At 69.8% G+C, this 18,907-nt stretch carries 17 protein-coding genes; 12 read left to right on the top strand and 5 right to left on the bottom strand.

Features of this window, described 5'->3' with window-relative positions; translation table 11 throughout:
- The first annotated feature begins 35 nt into the window (after positions 1–35).
- Positions 36–569 (top strand): carboxymuconolactone decarboxylase family protein, encoded by a 534-nt coding sequence (locus KPL78_RS08555; protein WP_219762468.1) that lies wholly within the window; start codon positions 36–38, stop codon positions 567–569.
- Positions 570–689: 120 nt separating this feature from the next.
- On the opposite strand, the gene KPL78_RS08550 is transcribed toward KPL78_RS08555, so the two are convergent.
- Positions 690–2,141, bottom strand: coding sequence for an N-acyl-D-amino-acid deacylase family protein (locus KPL78_RS08550; RefSeq protein WP_219762467.1), 1,452 nt, complete (start codon positions 2,139–2,141; stop codon positions 690–692).
- 139 nt (positions 2,142–2,280) lie between these two features.
- Here KPL78_RS08550 and KPL78_RS08545 point away from each other — a divergent pair, with 139 nt between their 5' ends.
- Positions 2,281–3,855, top strand: a complete 1,575-nt coding sequence (locus tag KPL78_RS08545) for an ABC transporter substrate-binding protein (protein ID WP_219762466.1) — start codon at positions 2,281–2,283, stop codon at positions 3,853–3,855.
- A gap of 168 nt (positions 3,856–4,023) precedes the next feature.
- Here the strand turns inward: KPL78_RS08545 and KPL78_RS08540 are convergent, their stop codons facing one another.
- Positions 4,024–4,236, bottom strand: coding sequence for a hypothetical protein (locus tag KPL78_RS08540; protein WP_219762465.1), 213 nt, complete (start codon positions 4,234–4,236; stop codon positions 4,024–4,026).
- A gap of 135 nt (positions 4,237–4,371) precedes the next feature.
- Here KPL78_RS08540 and KPL78_RS08535 point away from each other — a divergent pair, with 135 nt between their 5' ends.
- The 5 genes from KPL78_RS08535 (at position 4,372) to KPL78_RS08515 (ending at position 9,118) form a co-directional block, all read left to right on the top strand.
- Entirely contained in the window at positions 4,372–5,574 is a 1,203-nt protein-coding gene (locus tag KPL78_RS08535) for a Zn-dependent hydrolase (RefSeq protein WP_219762464.1), read from the top strand.
- 87 nt (positions 5,575–5,661) lie between these two features.
- A complete protein-coding gene (locus KPL78_RS08530) occupies positions 5,662–6,474 on the top strand; it encodes an SDR family NAD(P)-dependent oxidoreductase (RefSeq protein ID WP_369412687.1) in 813 nt (270 codons plus the stop codon).
- Positions 6,471–7,025, top strand: a complete 555-nt coding sequence (locus KPL78_RS08525) for a carboxymuconolactone decarboxylase family protein (RefSeq protein WP_219762463.1) — start codon at positions 6,471–6,473, stop codon at positions 7,023–7,025. The genes KPL78_RS08530 and KPL78_RS08525 overlap by 4 nt, the downstream gene beginning before the upstream one ends.
- Positions 7,026–7,052: 27 nt before the next feature.
- The gene (locus tag KPL78_RS08520; RefSeq protein ID WP_219762462.1) at positions 7,053–8,036 is read left to right on the top strand and encodes a Bug family tripartite tricarboxylate transporter substrate binding protein; all 984 of its coding nucleotides are present in this window, start codon (positions 7,053–7,055) and stop codon (positions 8,034–8,036) included.
- 143 nt (positions 8,037–8,179) lie between these two features.
- Positions 8,180–9,118: a sulfotransferase domain-containing protein gene (locus KPL78_RS08515; protein WP_219762461.1), complete on the top strand. Its 939-nt coding sequence runs from the start codon at positions 8,180–8,182 to the stop codon at positions 9,116–9,118.
- Between the two features lie 363 nt (positions 9,119–9,481).
- Here the strand turns inward: KPL78_RS08515 and KPL78_RS08510 are convergent, their stop codons facing one another.
- Genes KPL78_RS08510 through KPL78_RS08500 form a run of 3 tightly spaced genes read right to left on the bottom strand, consistent with a single transcriptional unit; the run spans position 9,482 to position 13,157 of the window.
- Positions 9,482–9,829 carry a GFA family protein gene (locus KPL78_RS08510; RefSeq protein ID WP_219762460.1) on the bottom strand — a complete coding sequence of 116 codons (348 nt, stop codon included), beginning with the start codon at positions 9,827–9,829 and terminating at the stop codon, positions 9,482–9,484.
- Positions 9,830–9,858: 29 nt separating this feature from the next.
- A complete protein-coding gene (gene pdeM, locus KPL78_RS08505; protein ID WP_219762459.1) occupies positions 9,859–10,614 on the bottom strand; it encodes a ligase-associated DNA damage response endonuclease PdeM in 756 nt (251 codons plus the stop codon).
- Positions 10,611–13,157 carry a ligase-associated DNA damage response DEXH box helicase gene (locus KPL78_RS08500; RefSeq protein WP_219762458.1) on the bottom strand — a complete coding sequence of 849 codons (2,547 nt, stop codon included), beginning with the start codon at positions 13,155–13,157 and terminating at the stop codon, positions 10,611–10,613. The genes pdeM and KPL78_RS08500 overlap by 4 nt, the downstream gene beginning before the upstream one ends.
- A 120-nt stretch (positions 13,158–13,277) precedes the next feature.
- On the opposite strand from KPL78_RS08500, the gene KPL78_RS08495 reads away from it, so the two are divergent.
- The 5 genes from KPL78_RS08495 (at position 13,278) to KPL78_RS08475 (ending at position 18,453) form a co-directional block, all read left to right on the top strand.
- Positions 13,278–13,697 (top strand): DoxX family protein, encoded by a 420-nt coding sequence (locus KPL78_RS08495; protein WP_219762457.1) that lies wholly within the window; start codon positions 13,278–13,280, stop codon positions 13,695–13,697.
- Positions 13,698–13,911: 214 nt separating this feature from the next.
- Positions 13,912–14,952, top strand: a complete 1,041-nt coding sequence (locus tag KPL78_RS08490) for a ligase-associated DNA damage response exonuclease (protein WP_219762567.1) — start codon at positions 13,912–13,914, stop codon at positions 14,950–14,952.
- Positions 14,949–16,562, top strand: coding sequence for a cisplatin damage response ATP-dependent DNA ligase (locus KPL78_RS08485; protein ID WP_255568725.1), 1,614 nt, complete (start codon positions 14,949–14,951; stop codon positions 16,560–16,562). Before KPL78_RS08490 ends, KPL78_RS08485 begins: the two co-directional genes overlap by 4 nt.
- Positions 16,563–16,737: 175 nt before the next feature.
- Positions 16,738–17,613 carry a Bug family tripartite tricarboxylate transporter substrate binding protein gene (locus KPL78_RS08480; RefSeq protein ID WP_219762456.1) on the top strand — a complete coding sequence of 292 codons (876 nt, stop codon included), beginning with the start codon at positions 16,738–16,740 and terminating at the stop codon, positions 17,611–17,613.
- Positions 17,614–17,667: 54 nt separating this feature from the next.
- Positions 17,668–18,453: an HpcH/HpaI aldolase family protein gene (locus KPL78_RS08475; RefSeq protein ID WP_219762455.1), complete on the top strand. Its 786-nt coding sequence runs from the start codon at positions 17,668–17,670 to the stop codon at positions 18,451–18,453.
- Positions 18,454–18,907 lie beyond the last annotated feature (454 nt).

Below are 18,907 nucleotides of genomic sequence, written 5' to 3'. Positions count from 1 at the left end.
CGGCACGCCACACTCGGCGCAACGAGGAGGAAACAATGGCCCGCATCGCCTATGCCGACCCTGCCCAACCCGATCTCCGTGCCGCGGCGGAGACCATCCGGAATTCCCGGAAGAAGATCGGGCATCTGCACCGGATGCTGCTGCACGCGCCGCCCATCGCGGAGGGGTGGATCGCGATGTTCGACGCGGTGCGCTGGAACTCCACCCTGTCCGGTAAGATCCGCGAACTGATGATGTGCCGCGTCGCTGCCATCAACGACGCGACCTATGAATGGGAGGCGCATGCGCCCATTGCGCTTCAGGAAGGCGCGACCCAGGCGCAGCTCGACACGCTCCATGACTGGCAGGCGAGCGACGCCTTCGACGCGACGGAACGTGCGGCACTGGCCTATTGCGACGCCATGACGCTGTCGGTGCATGTGCCGGAGAGCGTCGCCGCCGAGGTCCGCGCGCTGTTTCCCGAACGGCAACTCGTGGAATTGACCGTCACCATCGCGGGCTACAATTGCGTCTCCCGCGTGCTGGAGGCGCTGGCGATCAAGGGGACCGACGCGCTGCCGGACGCCTGAAAGGTTGGTGAGGGGCTTTGCCCCGCCCCAAACCGCGAAGCAGCGCTTCGCGCCCACCAGAGGCCGAAAGGCCTTTGGCGGGGTGAGCCCGAGAGGGGCGCCGCCCCTCTCGGTTCCGCCTTACGCCGCGCGTTGCAGCAGCCGGCCCGCGCGCGCGCCTGTCACGCCTGCGCCATGCACATAGGCAGACTGCCCGTTCACCCAGGTCTCCAGGATACCGTCCGCAGGCTGGATGGAATCCTCCCAGGTCGAGCGGTCCTTCACCGTCGCGGCGTCGAGCAGCACCAGATCCGCGAAGGCTCCCGGCGCGATGGTGCCGCGATCCGTGATGCCGAAGACCATCGCCGTGCGGCCCGTCATCTTGTGGATGGCGGTCTCCAGCTCCATCAGCTTCAGCTCGCGGACGTAGTGCCCCAGCACGCGGGGGAAGGTGCCCCACAGCCGCGGATGCGGCTTCTTGGCGAGCGGCCCGCCATCGCTGCCGATCATCGACAGAGGATGCGCCATGATGCGGCGTACGTCGTCCTCGGACATGTTGTGGAAGACGCCGGAGGCCGGCAGCAGGCGGTCGCGCGCTTCCAGCAACGAGACGCCCCATTCGGCGGCGATGTCGGACAGGGCGCGGCCGGCGACCTCCGGGTGGGGCAGGGAGTTCGTCACCGTGACGGGAATGTCCGGACGCGGGTCGCGCGCGGCCAGCGAGGTCGAGGACGCCGTGTAGGGATAGACGTCGAAGGCGACCGGATAGCGCGCCGCGTAGCTTTCGATCAGCGGCAGGGTTTCGCGCGATCGGCCGTGATTCTCCGGCTGTGCGCATTTGTGGTGGCTGATCACCACCGGCGCGCCGACGCTCTCGCCGATCTTCAGCGTTTCCTGGATGCTGTCGAGGACGTGGTTCGCCTCGTCGCGCATATGGGTGACGTAGAGGCCGCGATGGGCGCGCAGCGCCTCGGCGACGGCGATCACCTCCTCGGTCGGTGCGCTCCTGGAGGGCGGGTAGAACAGCCCGGTGGAGAAGCCCGCCGCGCCCTCGGCGAGGCTTTCCGCCAGCCAAACACGCATGCGCTCCGCCTCGGCATCGGTGGCCGCGCGCTGCGTATCGCCGTTCATCGCGCCGACGCGCAGCGACATGTGGCCGATCAGCGCCAGGGCGTTGACCGCGGGAGGCTCGCGCCGCAGATGGTCGGCATATTCGCCGAAGGAGCCGAACTTCCACCATTCCGGCGCGCAGACCTGGTCGAGCGGCGCCGGCGGGCGTTCCGTCATGCGCACCGGGGACAGGCTGATGCCGCAATTGCCCACCACGACGCTGGTGACGCCCTGGGACAGCTTGCAGCACATGCATTCCGCGCCCTGCAGGACGATCTGGTCGTCATGGGTGTGGGCGTCGATGAAGCCGGGGGCGAGCACGCGGCCCCCGGCCTGGACCTCCCGCGCTCCGGACGCGCTGCCGAGGTCGCCGACCGCCGCGATGCGCTCGCCATCCACCGCGACATCCCCGCGGAAGCCGGGGCGGCCGGACCCGTCGATGATCGTCGCATCGCGGATGATGAGGTCGCAACGGAGCGCCATGCGCTGATCTCCTGATTCGTCGGCTTGGCGCAGCATGCCGCAGCGGCGAAGGGCCGGGAAGGCGTTGACCGGGACCTCGCGGCGCCGGATCATCGCGCACGGGAGAACGGTGTCGCACCTGCCGGAGGCTTGCCTATCCATGATTGCATCCCGTCGCTCCGTCATGCTCGGCGCTGCCGGGCTGGTTGCCGCGCCGCGGCTCGGCCGGGCTCAAGCGGGGCGGCCGCTGCGCTTTGTGCCGCAGGCGGATCTCGCGGTGCTCGACCCGGTCTTCACCACGGCGACGGTGACGCTGACCCATGGCTTCATGGTGTTCGACACGCTCTACGCGCTGGACGAGGGCTACAACGTCCGCCCGCAGATGGCCGAGGGCCATGTGGTCGAGCGCGACGGCCTGGACTGGACCATCACCCTGCGGGAAGGGCTGAAATTCCACGACGGCGAGCCAGTGCGCGGGCGCGATTGCGTCGCCTCGATCAACCGCTGGGCGGCGCGCGACATGGTGGGCGCGGAACTGATCGCCGTGCTCGACGAGATGAGTGCGCCGACCGACCGCACCATCCGCATCCGCCTGAAGCGACCCTTTCCGCTGCTGCCGCGCGCGCTGGGCAAGGTGACGGCCGCGATGCCCGCCATCATGCCGGAACGCATCGCGGCGACACCGCCGAACCGCCAGGTAACGGAGATGGTGGGCTCCGGGCCATATCGTTTCCTGGCCGATGAACGCCTGGCGGGGGTGCGCGTCGCCTATGCGCGCTTCGACGGCTATGTGCCGCGCAACGAACCGTCGAGCCGCACGGCCGGCGGCAAGCGCGCCTTCATCGATCGCGTCGAGTGGCAGATATTGCCCGACCCCGCGACGGCAGCCGGCGCGCTGATGGCGGGCGAGGTGGATTGGCTGGAATATCCCTCGACCGACCTTGCGCCGATGCTGCGGCGGAACCGCGACGTGACGGTCGCCGTGACGGATGAGCGTTCCATCAGCGTGCTGCGCTTCAACCACCTGCATCCGCCCTTCAACAATCCGGGCGTGCGGCGGGCGCTGATCGGGGCGCTCGACCAGTCGGCCTACATGACCGCAGCCTTCGGTGACGACCGCGCCTTGTGGCGGGAGGTGGGCGTCTTCCTGTCAGGCACGCCCATGGCCTCCGATGCCGGCATGGCCGCGCTGCGTGGCCCCCGCGACATGGACAAGGTGAAGCGCGACCTCGCCGCCGCCGGCTATGCCGGCGAGAAGGTGGTGCTGCTTCAGGCCAACGACTTCGCGCTGCTGAAGGCACTGAGCGAGGTCTCGGCCGACATGATGACGCGCGCGGGCATGACCGTGGATGTGGTCGGCGCTGATTGGGGCACGATCGGCGCGCGGCGGGCGAGCAAGGAACCAGTCGAACGTGGTGGCTGGTCGGTCTTCACCTCGGGCTTCAGCGGTGCCGGGATGCTGGATCCGGTGGCGCATCTTGGCCTGCGCGCGAACGGAGCGGGAGCCTGGTTCGGCTGGCCCGACAGCCCGCAGTTGGAAGCGCTGCGCCGGGACTGGATGGCCGCGCCGGACACCGCCCAACAGCAGGCGGTGGCGCGGGCGATCCAGGAGCGTTTCTGGATCGACCTGCCCTACCTGCCGCTCGGCGAGTATTCCCGCATGACGGCCTATCGCAGCACCATCACCGACATCCCGGTTGGGCTGCCGAGCTTCTGGGGTGTCCGGCGGGTCTGAGAGCCTCTTTGGGCGTGCGCCATCCGGCGCATGTGCAGATTCGGCACCGGCCCGCATCCCCGCCCGGCCACCCAATCCAGGACGTTGACGTGATTGGCTGGGCGGGGGTGCGGGTCGGTGCCGGCCGTCTTAGGGTGTCGTCAGGCGGCTTCCGGGACAGGCTCTGGGTCAGGCCGGGCTGCTGGTCATCGCGCCCAGCGCGCCCGCCATCACGGCGAGCGCCGCCAGGCCCTTGAGGTGGTCGGCATCGGCCAGGGGCAGACGCATCAGGGCGCCCGAGGCGGCGCGCAGATGCAGTTCCGCGCCCTTGGCGGTTTCGATCAGGGCCACGGAATCCACGGCCTCGGGCTGACGAGGGGGGAGGGTCGTCAGAGGGATCATTTTCGGTCTCCGACAGAGGCACCGCGGTTTGCGGCGCCGCTACGAAAGCGCATCGACCTTGCCGGCCGGTTAATCGCGTCCTTGCCGCGGCGGATTTCGCGCCGCAGCATGGGTATCGACGAGAAGGACCCTGCCATGCCGCGGATCGACACCGAGCGCTTCCTGCGCGACCTTAACGAGCTCCGGAAGATCGGTGCCTACAAGACTGGCGTGCACCGTCCGACCTATTCGCCGCAGGACATGGAATCCCGGCGCTGGCTGATGGAACGACTGACCGAGTGCGGGCTTGAAGCCTCCATCGACGGCATCGGTAATGTGTATGGCCGCCACAAGGGCAATGGGCCGCATCTGCTGGCGGGCAGCCATATCGAGAGCCAGAACCAGGCCGGGTGGCTCGATGGTGCGCTGGGCGTCGTGGCGGCCCTGGCGCTGGCGCGCGCGGGGCTGCCCGTCGATGTCTGTGCCTTCGCCGATGAGGAAGGGCATTTCGAGGGCGGCTTCCTCGGCAGCCGGTCCCTCATCGGCGAGCTGTCGGATGACGAGATCGACCGGTCCCGCAGCCGCAACGATGGGCAGCCGCTGCGCGATGCGCTCGCTGCGGCGGGGCTCGCCGGCAAGCCGCGGATGCAGCTTGAACCCGGGCGCCACAAGGGCTTCTTCGAACTGCATATCGAGCAGGGCACCAACCTGGAATCGAAGGGCCTGCGCGTCGGCGTGGTGACGGGCATCGTCGCCATCTGGCAGTGGCTGCTGCGCTTTGACGGTCAGCAGGACCACGCGGGCGGCACCACCATGGCCGAGCGCAAGGATGCCGGCCTGTCGGCGGTGCGGCTGCTGGCCGCCATCGACCAGGAGTTCCCGCGCATCTGCGGCGAGCGGTCCACCTGGACCACCGGACGCATCGCGCTGGAGCCGGGTGCGCCGTCGATCATCCCAGGTTCGGCCGAGGTGCTCTTCCAGTTCCGCGACGTGTCCGTCCCGGTGCTGGAGCGGATGGAGGAGACGCTCCGTCGCCTGGTGCAGGAGAGCAACCGGCGCGAGAAGTGTCCCGCGACCCTGACGCAGAAGTCGCGTGCGACGCCCGCCATCTGCGACCCGGCGATGATGGCCGCGCTGAAGGCCGCGGCGGAGGAGGAAGCGCCGGGCGCCTGGACCACCATGCCATCGGGTGCCGGGCATGATGCGCAGTACATCGCCAAGCGCATGCCGGCCGCGATGCTGTTCACGCCGTCCATCGGCGGCATCAGCCACCATTGGGCTGAGGACACCAAGGAGGAAGACCTCGCCCTGTGCTGCCAGGTGCTGGGCAGCGCGGCGGAGAAGTACCTGGCCGGCTGACGGGGTGCTGGCACCCGACCGCGCGGTCGGTTGCCACGCGTTCTTGCCGATTGTAGGCATGACCCTGTCCAAGAATGGAGAGGGTGCGTGCTTGATCTGACAGGCAAGGTCGCGATCGTGACCGGTGCCGGCTCGGTCGGTCCGGGCTGGGGGAACGGCAAGGCGACCGCGGTGCTCTTCGCCCGCCAGGGTGCCGCGGTCTTCTGCATCGACAACAAGCCCGAGGCCGTCGCCGAAACCGTCGGCATCATCGCGAAGGAAGGCGGGCGCGCCGTCGCGCACACCGCGGACGTGACGGACTCCGACGCGGTGAAGGCGTCCATCGAGGCCGCGGTCGCGACCTTCGGCCGGCTCGACATCCTGGTGAACAATGTCGGCGGCTCGGCGCCGGGGAGCGCGGAATCCATGACCGAGGAGGTCTGGGACCGCCAGTTCGACATCAACCTCCGCAGCGTCTTCCTGGGCTGCAAGCACGCGCTGCCCTATCTCCGCGAATGCGAGACGGCGGCCATCGTGAACATCGCCTCCATTGCCGCGCTGCGCATGTCGGGCGACCGCCCGCACATCGCCTATTCGGCGTCCAAGATGGGCGTGATCGGGCTGACGAAATCCGTCGCGATGGACCAGGCGCGGAAAGGCGTGCGCTGCAACGTTGTCATTCCCGGGCTGATGCACACGCCGCTGGTCGAGAACCGGCTGCTGCGCCAGCTCGGCGCCAACGACGCGGCCAGCCTGGTCGCGAAGCGCGACGCACAGGTGCCGACCGGCAAGATGGGCACGGGCTGGGACGTGGCGCATGCGGTGCTGTTCCTCGCCGCCGACGAATCCCGCTACATCACCGGCACCGAGATCATCGTCGATGGCGGCATGTCCGCCATGATGCCCGGGGCGGGCGCATGAGCGGCCGGTTCCCGCCGCTGCCCGACGCCGCGCTGGACGAGGCGCAGCGTGCCGTCGTCGCGGCGATGACCGCCGGGCCGCGCGGCGGCGTGATCGGCCCCTTCACCGTGCTGCTGCGCGCGCCCGCCGTGGCGGATGCGGTGCAGCGGCTCGGTGCCGGGCTGCGCTTCTCTGGCATGCTGGACGACCGACTGCGGGAGATCGCGATCCTCACCGTCTCGCGCCGCTGGCAGGCGCAGTTCGAATGGTTCGCGCATCACCCGATCGCGGTGACGGCGGGCGTCGATCCGGCGCCGCTGGAACGGCTGCGCGCCGGCGAGGATCCGCGCTTTGCTGATGCGACCGAGCAGCTTGTCTGGCGCCTGTCCCGCGCGGTGCTCGACCGAGGTCGCCTCGACGACGCCGACTTCGCCGCCGGCCGCGACGCGCTGGGCGAGGCGCCCTTCGTCGAGCTGCTGACGGTGCTCGGCTACTACACGCTGCTGTCCTTCATCCTGAATGTGGGGGAGGTGCCGGTGACCGGCGACAGACCCTTCCCGGACGCGACCTGACAGCAAGACCAGCGGGAGAAACCAGGAATGACCATCACCACACCGCGCCGAGCCCTGCTCGGCGGCGGCATTGCCGTGCTCGCCGCGCCAGGCGTCGCCCGGACGCAGGGCAGCCTCGCGGGCAGGACCATCACCCTCGTCGTGCCGTCGCCGGCCGGCGGCGGGACCGACTTCTCCGCGCGGCTCATCGCGGACTCCTTCGGGCGGGCGCTCGGCGCGACCATGGTGGTGGAGAACCGGCCGGGCGGGAACGACGTGGTCGGGCTGACCTCGGTGATCCGCGCGCCGCAGGATGGTACCACGCTGCTCTGCGGCTATTGCGCGACCATGACGGGGCGCGCGGCCATCAACGGGCTCGGTGACATCCAGCCGATGCGCGACTTCCAGGCCGTGGGGCAGATCACCGACACGCCGCAGCTCTTCGTCACGCATCCCACCGTGCCGGCGACGACGCTGCAGGAATTCATCGCCCTCGCGAAGCAGAAGCCGGGGGAGATGAACTACGCCTCGGCCGGCAACGGGTCCATGCACCACATGGGCACCGAATACCTCAAGCACCGCGCGGGGATCGACCTGGTGCACGTGCCCTATCGCGGCACCGGGGAGACCATCCGCGACCTGATTGCCGGGCGCATCCAATTCTACATGAATTCGCCCCCGCCGCTGACGCCGCTGGTGCGCGACGGCAAGCTGCGCGCGCTGTGCGTATCGTCGAACGAACGGCATCCGGGGCTGCCGGACATCCCCTCTGCGGCGGAGCAGGGCATGCCGGACCTCAACCTGAATGTCTGGTTTTCGGTCTTCGCCCCGCGCGGCGTGCCCGCACCGATGGTGGCGATGCTGTCGGACACGCTGCAGGGGGTGCTCGCCGACCAGGGCCTGCGCGACCGCGCCTTCCAGGCCGGCGCGCTGGTGGCGCCGAGCACCGCCGAGGCGCTGGCCGATCGCGTGGCGCGAGAGACGGAGAACTGGCGCGCCATCGCCCGGACCGCCAACATCACGGCGGGATGATCGCGCTCACTCCGATGTGATCCGCCGCACCGCGGCGGGTCGCCCGGCCGCGTATGAGGCCGCTCTGCCGGCGAGGGTGCCGGCCGGCGTCGCCGCATCGGCGGCGCCCGTGCCCTGCGGGGCCGTAACCCGGAGCTGGCGACATGAACGACAACGAGACGCGGCTGGCGGCCGCATGGCCCTGCAAGACGCGGGAACTGCACAACCACCATTTCGATTCCACGGTCTGGAACGACTTCGTGTTCCGCGACGACGACATCATCGTCGGCACCTATGCCAAGTCAGGCACCACCTGGACGCAGCAGATCGTCGGACAGATCCTGTCGGACGGGTCGCCGGAGGTGGATGTCGCGTCGACCTCGCCCTGGGTCGATCTGCGCGTGCCGCCGAAGCCCGAGAAGCTCGCGGCCATCGAGGCGCAGGCGCATCGCCGCTTCCTCAAGACGCATCTGCCGGTCGATGCGCTCGTCTATTCGCCGCGCGCGAAATACATCTATGTCGCGCGGGACGGGCGCGACGTGGTGTGGAGCATGCACAACCACCACGCCAATGCGAATGCCCTGTGGTACGCGGCGCTGAACGATACGCCGGGCCGCGTCGGCCCCGCGATCGAACCGCCGCAGGGGACGGTGCGCGACTACTTCCTCGACTGGATGGCGCGCGACGGGCATCCCTTCTGGCCCTTCTGGGACAATGTGCGGAGCTGGTGGGCGATCCGCGACCTGCCGAACCTTCTGCTGCTGCATTTCGAGGATCTGAAGGCCGACCTGCCCGGCGAGGCCCGCCGCATCGCCGCCTTCCTGGGCGTGGAGGTGGCCGAGGATCGCTGGCCGGCCATCCTGGAACACAGCAGCTTCGCCTGGATGAAGGCGCATGCGGCCCAGGCGGCGCCGCTCGGCGGTGTCTTCTGGGATGGCGGCGCGGAGACCTTCATCAACAAGGGCACCAACGGTCGCTGGCGCGACACGCTGACCGCGGAGGATTGCGCGGCGTATGAGGCGACGGCGCGGCGTGAACTCGGCGAGGAGTGCGCGGCGTGGCTGGCGCATGGCTCGAGGGCGCGGCCGATGGCGGCAGCCTGAAGATCGGAGGGGCTCTGCCCCTTTCGGTGCGAGAAGAAGGGCAAAGCGCGGGATTGGAGAGGGGCTCTGCCCCTCTCCAAACCTCACCCCGCCAGGCCATGGCATGGCCTGGACCGTCGGATCTTGGTGTGGGGCACGGCGGCCGTGAGGAACCCCACCAGGCGCGCTTCGTGCGCAAGTGCGGGTCTCGGCACTGTTCCGTCAGTGGCGCACGGTGCCAGGTGACGGTTTCCAAAGGCCTCGGGCCTTTGGTGGGGTGGTTTGGAGGGGCAAGGCCCCTCCAACTCCACAGCGACAGCACCGCGATGACCGGCCCGGCGGAAAGCCCGGGAACCGCGGCGCGTCCCGTCGTACGAAGGAACCCTAGCGGCTCGCACCGTCGTAATGCTGGATCTCCAGTGCCGCGAGATCGACCGCCGGCACGCAGCGCAGATTGACTGCGCAGCCTTCGCCGCCATCGGGCGTCTGGGCGAAGGCGAAGGTTTCGCTGCCGCAGGTCGTGCAGAACCGGTGGCTGATCTTGTGCGTGTTGAAGAGGTATTCGCGCAGCGCCTCCTCGCCGCGGATCGTCACGGCGGACCGCGGCACGAAGGTCAGCAGCAGCCCCTTGCGGCGGCAGATGGAGCAATTGCAGGACAGCGCCTGGGTCGGGGTATCCGCGTCCACCGTGAAGGTGACCGCGCCGCAGTGGCAGCTTCCGTCATAGGGCATGGTCCGCGTCCTCTTGTGTCGTTTGCTCTTCAACCGTTCTGCAGCCTGGACGTCACATGGAACGGCAATTCGGCCTGACCATCGCCGAAGCTGACGAGATCCACCGCCACGCTGCTGCGCCGCGGCGCCAGCGGGAAGGAGTAGAGCCTTTCCGCCCCTAGCAGGAAGGCGCGGCCGCCGCGTGGGAACAGCCCGGTGATGGCCGGGTCGGCGGCGTCGAGCCCGCCGGTATAGGCGCCGAAGGCGGGCATCAGCACGCGCCGGCCGTCGCTGATGAAGCAGGGCCGGGCGACGCCGCCGGCGCGCGTCGGCGCAACGGCGCGCGGGTGCAGATGACCGGCAACCTCGCCCATCGCGCGCGGCGTCGGGATGTGGCGGAAGGTGAGGGGGCCGTCGCGCAGTTCCTCGACCGCCGTGCCCGGCAGGCCGACCGGCGGGGCGGGGTCGTGGTTGCCGGCGACCCAGGTGATGTCGATGCCTTCCAGCGTGGCGATCAGCGCGGCGCGGTCGTGCTCCGCGATCCGCGTGCAGCCTTCGTCGTCATGGAAGGAATCGCCCAGGAAGACGATGCGCTTCGGGCCGTAGCGGCGAAGCAGGGGGATCAGTCGGGACAGCGTCTCCCGCGTGTCGAAGGGCGGCACCAGGCGGCCGCGGGCGGCGAAGGCGCTGCCCTTCTCGAAATGCAGGTCGGCGACGACGAGCATCCGCCGCGCCGGCCAGTGCAGCACGCCGGCGGGATCGAGCATCAGCCGTTCGCCGGCGATGTGGACGGGGGCGGCGGTCATCGGCCTGTCACCATCTTCGGGGCCTGGCGGATGTCGCGCACGCGGCGGCGGTCACGGGCCTTGGCGCGGGCGATCGACGTGCCGCCGCGCACGGGGAAGGGTTCGGTCACTTCGGCCAGGGTCTCCACGAAATGCTCGGCGCCGTCGGTGACTTCCTCGACCATGGCGGCGGCTTCGGCGAGCAGCGCGTCCTCCGCGCCGCCCGCGACCCATTCGCGGCCCTGTTCGATCAGCGCCGGCACGGCGAGCGGCGAGACCTGCTCGAGCACGCGATGGCGGATGCGCCCCTGCACGCGGGCGAGCAGCGATGCGATGCGCGCGATGTCGGTCAATCCCTGCGCGGCCTCGGCGCGGGTCGCGCGCAGAAGGATGTGGTCGGGCTGGTGGCGGCGGAGCACGTCGTAGATCAGGTCGGAATTCATCGTCATCTGTCGGCCGGATTTCTCGGCCCCGGGGTGGGATTTTTCAATGAGGCCGGCGATCGTCGCAATGTTGCGGAAGGTCCGCCGCAGCATGCTCGATTCCGCCAGCCATTCCTCCATCTCGTCGCCCAGGATGTCCTCGGTGAACAGCTCGGCGACATCGCGCGGTTCGAAGGCCGACCAGATGGCGAGGATGTAGTCGGTCCCGACATAGCCGAGCGGCGCGAGGCCCAGCCTTTCCATCCGCTTCGTGACCAGCATCCCGAGCGTCTGGTGCGCGAGCCGGCCCTCGAAGGTATAGGCGACGAGGAACCACTTGCCGCCGCGCGGGAAGGTCTCGACCAGCAGCCCGTCGCGCGGCGGCAGTTCGGATTTGTAGCGTTGCAGGCGCAGCCATTCCTTCACGGGGTCCGGCAGGTGCCGCCAGCGGCGCGGGTCCGACAGGATGGCACGCACCCGCGCGGCGAGATGGGTCGTGAGCGGCATCCGCGCCCCCGCATAGACCGGCACGCGCGGTTCGCCCTCGCCGCCGCGCGAGACGATGGCGGCGCCGGGATCGAGCCGTTCGTAGCGCAGCACCTGGCCGCCAAAGAGGAAGCAGTCGCCGGGCTCCAGCGTCGAGACGAACCATTCCTCGACCTCACCGACCACGCCGCCTCCGCGCAGGCGCACCTTCAGCATCGGCGTCTCGACGATGGTGCCGAGATTCATGCGCAGCTGCGCCGCGACCATCTTGCCGCGGATATGCAGGTAGCCTTCGGAATCGCGGAACAGCTTGCGGAAGCGGTCATAGGCGGCGAGCGCATAGCCGCCGTCTTCCACGAAGCGCACGACGTCGTCGAAGTCGCGCCGGGTCAGCGCGGCATAGGGCGCGGCGCGGGTGACCTCGGCGAAGAGGTCGTCCTCGCGAAAGGGCGCCGAGCACGCCATGGCCAGCACATGCTGCGCCAGCACATCGAGCCCGCCGGGGCGTGGCGGCTCGCCGTCCAGTTCATGCGCCGCGACGGCTTCGGTGGCGGCGACGCATTCGACGATCTCGAAGCGGTTCGCCGGGACCAGCACGGCGCGGGAGGGTTCGTCCATGCGATGGCTCGCGCGCCCGACGCGCTGCAGCAGCCGCGACACGCCCTTCGGCGCGCCGACCTGGATCACCTGGTCCACATCGCCCCAGTCGATCCCGAGATCGAGCGAGGCCGTCGCCACCACGCCGCGCAGCTTCCCTGCCGCCATCGCCGCTTCCACCTTGCGGCGCAACCCGATCTCCAGGCTGCCGTGATGCATGGCGATGGGCAGGGCGGCCTCGTTCAGCCGCCATAGGGCGGCGAAGATCAGCTCGGCCTGGGCGCGGGTATTGACGAAGACGATGGTCACCCGCGCGCCCTCGATGCGGCGATAGATCTCGGGTGCGGAGGCAAGGCCCATATGCCCGCCCCAGGGCATGCGGCCTTCCGGCAGTTGCAGCTCGAATTCGGGCGGGGCGCCGCCGCGGGTTTCGACCAGGCGGACATCCTCGGCCCGCGCGGTGGGGGAGAGCCACGCGCGCAGGGCCTCGGGATGCGCGACCGTGGCGGACAGGCCGACATGCCGTGCTTCCGGTGCCAGCGTCGCCAGGCGCGACATGCACAGCGCCAGCTGGTCCCCGCGCTTCGTCCCCGCCAGCGCATGCGCCTCATCCACCACGATCGCCGACAGGCCGGCGAACATCGCCGGCGCGTCGGGCAGGGAGAGCAGCAGCGTCAGGCTCTCCGGCGTCGTCAGCAGCAGGTTGGGCGGGCGTTCACGCTGGCGCTGTCGGCGGTTCACCGGGGTGTCGCCGGTGCGGGTCTCAATGGTCACGGAAAGGCCCATCTCCGCGACCGGCTGGGTGAGGTTGCGGGCGATGTCGACCGCGAGCGCCTTCAACGGGGAGATGTAGAGCGTGTGCAGCCCCTCCCGCGGTCGCGCCGCGAGGTCGACCAGGGAGGGCAGGAACCCGGCCAGCGTCTTGCCGCCGCCGGTGGGGGCGAGCAGCAGCACATGCTCCCCACGCCGGGCAGCATCCAGCAGCGCCATCTGATGCGGCCGCGGCGTCCAGCCGCGCGCGGCAAACCAGCCGGCGAATGGTTCCGGTAATGTTCTCATTCGCCGCCACTATGACCATCATTCACCGCCGGGGGAACCGGTTTGCGCTGGAGCAAGCTTTTCCGCGGGCTTCAGGCCCAATCCTCGCGCCACGTCCATGGCGGACGGGAGATCCGAACGATGCGCAGATCCGATTTCGACCTGACCGATCCGGTGGTCGTCCTCCGGCTCATGTGCGGCCTGTTCTATGCGCCGCACATCCTCTTCAAGCTGAACAACATGGCGGGTTCGGCCGCCTTCTTCGGGCGCGTCCTGCCCTATGGCGAGGTGATGCTCTACCTCGCCCTCGCCGCCGAGACCGCCTGCCTCTTCGGCCTGACCCTGAACATCCTGGTGAAGTGGCTCGGCTTCGTCTCGGCCGGCATCATGGGCATCGCGGTCTATGCGACCCTGATGACCAAGGGCGCGGGCTGGCTGTGGAACCTCGGCGGCGTCGAATACCTGGTGTTCTGGGGGGTGAGCTCGGTGGCGCTCGCGGCCCATGCGTGGAAGCAGGAGAAGGCGCAGTACGGCCGCTTCTTCCTGCTGGTCCCGGCGTGACACCGGCCCCCCTGTCGACGGAACCGGGACCAGGGCCCCGGTTCCGCGTGTAAGCGCTCCATCCGGGGCACCCGTCGCGGTCCGCCGCGATGGTTGCCCCGGTCGCGCATGTCTTCCCTTCGACCCGCCGATGGGTCGGTGATCGGCACGGCTAGGCGGAATCGGGCGCAAGAGCGCCCTGGAAAGCGTCGGCGATGCCGACCACATGGCCGTCATGCCCCACCCCTCGACCTGGCTGAAGGTCACGCCGGCCGGCCTGTACTGCGAGCCCGGCGGCTTCTTCATCGACCCCAGCCGGGTCGTCGATCGCGCGGTGATCAGCCACGGCCATTCCGACCATGCCCGTCCAGGCCACGCCCATGTGCTGGCGACGCGGGAGACGCTCGCCATCATGACCGCGCGGATGGGCGAGGGGCGGGCCGGTGTCACGCAGCAGGCGCTGCGGTACGGGGAGGCGCTCACCATCAACGGCGTGCAGCTCTGGCTGCGCCCGGCGGGGCACGTTCTGGGCTCGGCGCAGATCTGCATGGACTGGCAGGGGTCGCGGGCGGTGGTCTCGGGCGACTACAAGCGCCATGCCGACCCGACCGCGGCGCGCTTCGAGGTCGAGCCCTGCGACCTCTTCGTCACCGAGGCGACCTTCGCGCTGCCGGTGTTCCGTCACCCCTCGGCCGAGGGCGAGCTCGCGAAGCTGCTGCGCTCCGTCGCCCTGTTCCCGGAGCGGACCCATGTCGTCGGCTGCTATTCTTTGGGCAAGTGCCAGCGCCTGATCGCCATGCTGCGCCAGGCGGGATGGGACCGGCCGATCCATCTGCATGGCGCACATGTGGCGATGTGCGCGGTCTATGAGGCGATGGGCGTGCGCCTCGGCGATCTGCGCGCCGCCACCGTCGCAAAGAAGGACGCCCTGAAGGGCGCGATCGTCCTCGCGCCGCCCATGGCGGTTGCGGATCGCTGGGCGCGGCGGCTGAACGAACCCGTGCCGGCCGTTGCCTCGGGCTGGATGCGGGTGCGGCAGCGGGCGAAGCAGGGCGGCGTGGAACTGCCGCTGGTGATCTCGGACCATGCCGATTGGGACGAACTGCTCGATACCTGCTGCGCGGTGCAGGCGCCCGAGGTCTGGGTGACGCATGGGCGGGAGGACGCGCTGATCCACGCGCTGTCCCTGCGCGGCGTCAAAGGCCGCGCGCTGCATCTGGTCGGGCTGGGCGAGGAGGAGGAAGACGCCGCGCCGGCTGAGGACCCTGTGGCATGAGCCTGCCGGCCTTCGCCGAGTTGCTGGAGCGCCTGGTCTTCACGCCCGGCCGCAATGCGAAGCTCGCGCTGCTGGGGGCCTGGTTCGCGGAACAGCCGGACCCCGATCGCGGCATCGGCCTCGCGGCCCTGACCGAGGAGCTGCGCTTCGCCGCTGCCAAGCCCTCCATGATCCGGGAGCTGGTGATGACGCGCACCGATCCCGAGTTGTGGCGCATGTCCTACGACTATGTCGGGGATCTGGCGGAGACCGTCGCGCTGATCTGGCAGCCTCGGGCCGGGGTGAACGCGCCGCCGCCGACGCTCGCCGAGATCACCGAGGCGCTGGAGGAGACGCCGAAGGCCGAACTGCCGGCGCTGATCGCGGGCTGGCTCGATACGCTCGATGCCAGTGGACGGCTGGCGCTCATCAAGCTGGTCACCGGCGGGCTGCGCGTGGGTGTCTCGGCGCGGCTGGCGCGTGTCGCGCTCGCCGAATGGTCGGGTCAGCCGGTGGAGGATATCGAGGAGGTCTGGCACGGGGTCGCCGCCCCCTATGTCCCCCTGTTCCGCTGGCTGGACGGCAAGGCCGAGCGCCCCGATCCGCGCGACCGGCCGATCTTCCGCCCGCTGATGCTGGCGCATCCGCTGGAGGATGCGGACCTCGCCGCGCTGCGCCCCGAGGACTGGCGCGCGGAATGGAAATGGGACGGCATCCGCGTGCAGCTCACGGCCGGCCCAGGCGGGCGAAAGCTGTTCTCGCGCGGCGGAGAGGACATCTCGGCCGCCTTCCCGGAGATCATCGCCGCGATGGATTTCCACGCCGTGCTGGATGGTGAATTGCTGGTGATGCGGCAGGGCGAGGTCGCGCCCTTCGCCGACCTTCAGCAGCGGCTGAACCGCAAGACCGTCACGGCGAAGATGCAGCGCGATCATCCGACGGCGGTGCGGCTCTATGACCTGCTGTTCGATGCGCATGAGGATCTGCGCGCGCTGCCCTTCGACGCCCGGCGCGCGCGGCTGGAAGGTTGGGCGGCGCGCGTTGCGCCCGCCCGCATGGACCTGTCGGCGCTGATCCCCTTCGACAGCATGGACGCCCTCGGCACGCTGCGCGACGGGGCGCGCGCGGCATCGATCGAAGGGCTGATGCTCAAGCGGGGCGATGCGCCCTATGTCGCCGGCCGGGTGAAGGGGCTGTGGTGGAAGTGGAAGCGCGATCCGCTGACCGTCGATGCCGTGCTGATGTACGCCCAGCGCGGGCACGGCAAGCGATCGAGCTTCTATTCCGACTACACCTTCGGCGTCTGGCGGGAGGACGGGGAACTGGTGCCGATCGGCAAGGCCTATTCCGGCTACACGGATGAGGAACTGCTCTGGCTCGACCGCTGGATCCGCGCCAACACGATCAACCGCTTCGGTCCGGTGCGGGAGGTCGAGCGCGGCATCGTCTTCGAGGTCGCCTTCGACGCCGCGCAGCGGTCCACCCGGCACAAATCCGGCGTGGCGCTGCGCTTCCCGCGCATCGCGCGCATCCGCCGCGACAAGCCGGTGGAGGAGGCGGATCGGCTCGACACCGTCATGGCCCTCCTCACCGATGGCGATGGCCGACGGAAGGCCGATTCTTCATCTTGATATTGCGCTGCAGCATAGACAGTGTTGCAGGTTCGGGACGCCGGCACGGCCACTTCACAACAACTCAAGTCCGGGTCCAATCATGCACACTCGTCGACGCGCCGCCCTGGCTGGGGCTGCCGCCCTTGTCGCGCCCACAACCCTCAGAGCCCAGGATGGCTATCCCAGCCGCCCGATGCGCATCGTCGTCGCCTTCGGGGCCGGCGGCGCCGCCGATCTGCTCGGCCGCCTCGTGGCCGAGCGCCTGTCCACCGCGCTCCGCCAATCCGTCGTCGTCGAGAACCGCGCCGGTGCCGGCGGGAACATCGGGACGACAGCGGTGCTTCAGGCCGAGCCGGATGGCCACACCATCCTGCTGCATTCACAGGGCTTCGCGGCCAATCGCTTCCTGTTCGATCGGCTGCCCTTCGATCCGGATAAGGACCTGGCGCCGGTCGCCATGATCGCCGAGATGCCCAACCTGATGGTCGTCAGCCCCTCCATGCCGGTCAGCGATGTCGCCGGTTTCATCGCCATGGCGAAGGCGCGCGGGCAGCCCGTGACCTATGGCTCGATCGGGGTCGGCACCTCGATGCATATCGCGGGGGCCCTCTTCGCCAAGGCGACGGGGCTCGACATGACGCATGTCCCATATCGGGAAACCGCGGCGGTCAACAGCGACGTGATGGCCGGCCGCGTCGACGTGGTGTTCCAGACCTATTCCGCGGCGCTGGGGATGGTTCAAGGCGGGCGGATGAAGCCGCTGGCCGTCACCGGCGGCGAGCGCGCCCCTGGCACGCCGGATGTTCCCACGCTGCGCGAAGCCGGGGTGGATCTCGCCACCGTCGCCTGGTGGGGGCTCCTGGTGCCCTCCGCCGTGCCGGCGGTGCGGCGCGAGAAGCTTCAGGCCGAGGTGATCGCCGCCGTGCAGGATCCCGTCGTGTCGCGCCGCATCGGCGAGGCCGGCGGCGTGCCGCGGCCGCTCGACGGTGCGGCCTTCGGCAGCTTCATCGCGAGCGAGACGCAGCGCCTCGGCACGGTCGTGGGCAATACCGGCATGCGGGCCGATTGACCCGCGTCGGGGGGCGTGGTCGCCTGACCCGCATTCCACGGGAAGGAAATGGCCATGCCTCTCGCACCCAATCTCGCACGTCGCCGCCTGGAAAACGGGGAGCTCGCCTTGGGTTTCGGCGTGCATCACCTGCGCACGCCCGCGGTCGGGATGATTGCTGCGGCCGGCGGCTTCGACTGGCTTTTCATCGACATGGAACACGGCGCGATGAGCGTGGACGACGCCACGCGCATGTGCATGGCCGCGCTGTCCCAGGGCGTCACCCCCATCGTGCGCTGCTGCAAGGATGCGCTGTTCGAGGGCACGCGCTGCCTCGACAACGGCGCGATGGGTGTCGTCGTCCCGCATATCGACACGCGGGAGGAAGCCGAGGCGGTGGTGCAGGCCTTCCGCTATCCGCCCATCGGCGAGCGCTCCTGGGGTGGCCCGCCGGCGCAATACGGCTTCGTGGTCAGCGACACCGCCGCCGCGCAGGTGGAGCTGAACAAGGAGATCCTGATCACGGTGATGATCGAGACGCCGCGCGCCGTCGCCGAGGCCGCCGCCATCGCCTCCGTCCCCGGGGTGGACTGCCTGATGATCGGCACCTCGGACCTCACGGCGTCCATGGGCATTGCCGGGCAGATCGGCCATCCCGATGTGCGCGATGCCTATGCCGCCGTCGCCGCGGCCTGCGAGGCCGAGGGCAAGTTCATGGGCATGGGCGGCGTCTATGACGAGAAGGTGGCGCCGGACTACATCGCCCTCGGCGCGCGTTTCCTGCTGTCGGGGTCGGACCACGCCTTCCTGATGGCGGGCGGCGGGGCGCGGGCGAAGTTCCTGCGCGGGTTGCAGAAGTAGGGAGCGCGGCCGGGAGATCTCCGGACTGCGGCGGCGCGGGAACCGGAAGGGCGCCGGCCCTTTGGACCGCCTCGCCATCGGGGGCCCAATGACACTGCTTCGCAACGCCAATGGGTGCCCCTGATGCCTGGAGCGCCTGGACCACAGGCACTTGGCATCCGGCGGGGCGGCCAGGCTGATGACCTCGGAGCGCCTTGCGGGCGCAAGAGCGTGTCTCGGCGCATATTCTGACAGCGGCGCACGGCGCCAGGTTGAGGTTTGCAAAGGCCCTTCGGCCTTTGCTGGGGTGGTTTGGAGGGGCAAAGCCCCTCCACAACGCGACAGCGCAAGAACGGAGGGCGACCGGGGTAGCGGCCCTGGGCGCGGGGGGGCAGCAGCGCCCCCTCCATCCATCCTGTCCCCGATTACATGCGACCGCATCGCAACTGAACTTGCGAACGCGTCTCAGATGCGA

This window comes from Roseomonas alba (genome assembly GCF_019430885.1).
GTDB lineage: Bacteria > Pseudomonadota > Alphaproteobacteria > Acetobacterales > Acetobacteraceae > Neoroseomonas > Neoroseomonas alba.
The sequence above is the reverse complement of the archived record's forward strand: the minus strand, read 5'-3'. Positions and strand labels throughout refer to the sequence as shown.

What these genes read in the sequence shown, in the direction of transcription:
- KPL78_RS08500 (WP_219762458.1), bottom strand. Translation starts at nt 13,157, where the DNA reads ATGAGAACATTACCGGAACCATTCGCCGGCTGGTTTGCCGCGCGCGGC.
- pdeM (WP_219762459.1), bottom strand. Translation starts at nt 10,614, where the DNA reads ATGACCGCCGCCCCCGTCCACATCGCCGGCGAACGGCTGATGCTCGAT.
- KPL78_RS08555 (WP_219762468.1), top strand. Translation starts at nt 36, where the DNA reads ATGGCCCGCATCGCCTATGCCGACCCTGCCCAACCCGATCTCCGTGCC.
- KPL78_RS08535 (WP_219762464.1), top strand. Translation starts at nt 4,372, where the DNA reads ATGCCGCGGATCGACACCGAGCGCTTCCTGCGCGACCTTAACGAGCTC.
- KPL78_RS08515 (WP_219762461.1), top strand. Translation starts at nt 8,180, where the DNA reads ATGAACGACAACGAGACGCGGCTGGCGGCCGCATGGCCCTGCAAGACG.
- KPL78_RS08545 (WP_219762466.1), top strand. Translation starts at nt 2,281, where the DNA reads ATGATTGCATCCCGTCGCTCCGTCATGCTCGGCGCTGCCGGGCTGGTT.
- KPL78_RS08475 (WP_219762455.1), top strand. Translation starts at nt 17,668, where the DNA reads ATGCCTCTCGCACCCAATCTCGCACGTCGCCGCCTGGAAAACGGGGAG.
- KPL78_RS08490 (WP_219762567.1), top strand. Translation starts at nt 13,912, where the DNA reads ATGCCCCACCCCTCGACCTGGCTGAAGGTCACGCCGGCCGGCCTGTAC.
- KPL78_RS08525 (WP_219762463.1), top strand. Translation starts at nt 6,471, where the DNA reads ATGAGCGGCCGGTTCCCGCCGCTGCCCGACGCCGCGCTGGACGAGGCG.
- KPL78_RS08495 (WP_219762457.1), top strand. Translation starts at nt 13,278, where the DNA reads ATGCGCAGATCCGATTTCGACCTGACCGATCCGGTGGTCGTCCTCCGG.
- KPL78_RS08510 (WP_219762460.1), bottom strand. Translation starts at nt 9,829, where the DNA reads ATGCCCTATGACGGAAGCTGCCACTGCGGCGCGGTCACCTTCACGGTG.
- KPL78_RS08520 (WP_219762462.1), top strand. Translation starts at nt 7,053, where the DNA reads ATGACCATCACCACACCGCGCCGAGCCCTGCTCGGCGGCGGCATTGCC.
- KPL78_RS08550 (WP_219762467.1), bottom strand. Translation starts at nt 2,141, where the DNA reads ATGGCGCTCCGTTGCGACCTCATCATCCGCGATGCGACGATCATCGAC.
- KPL78_RS08540 (WP_219762465.1), bottom strand. Translation starts at nt 4,236, where the DNA reads ATGATCCCTCTGACGACCCTCCCCCCTCGTCAGCCCGAGGCCGTGGAT.
- KPL78_RS08485 (WP_255568725.1), top strand. Translation starts at nt 14,949, where the DNA reads ATGAGCCTGCCGGCCTTCGCCGAGTTGCTGGAGCGCCTGGTCTTCACG.
- KPL78_RS08480 (WP_219762456.1), top strand. Translation starts at nt 16,738, where the DNA reads ATGCGCATCGTCGTCGCCTTCGGGGCCGGCGGCGCCGCCGATCTGCTC.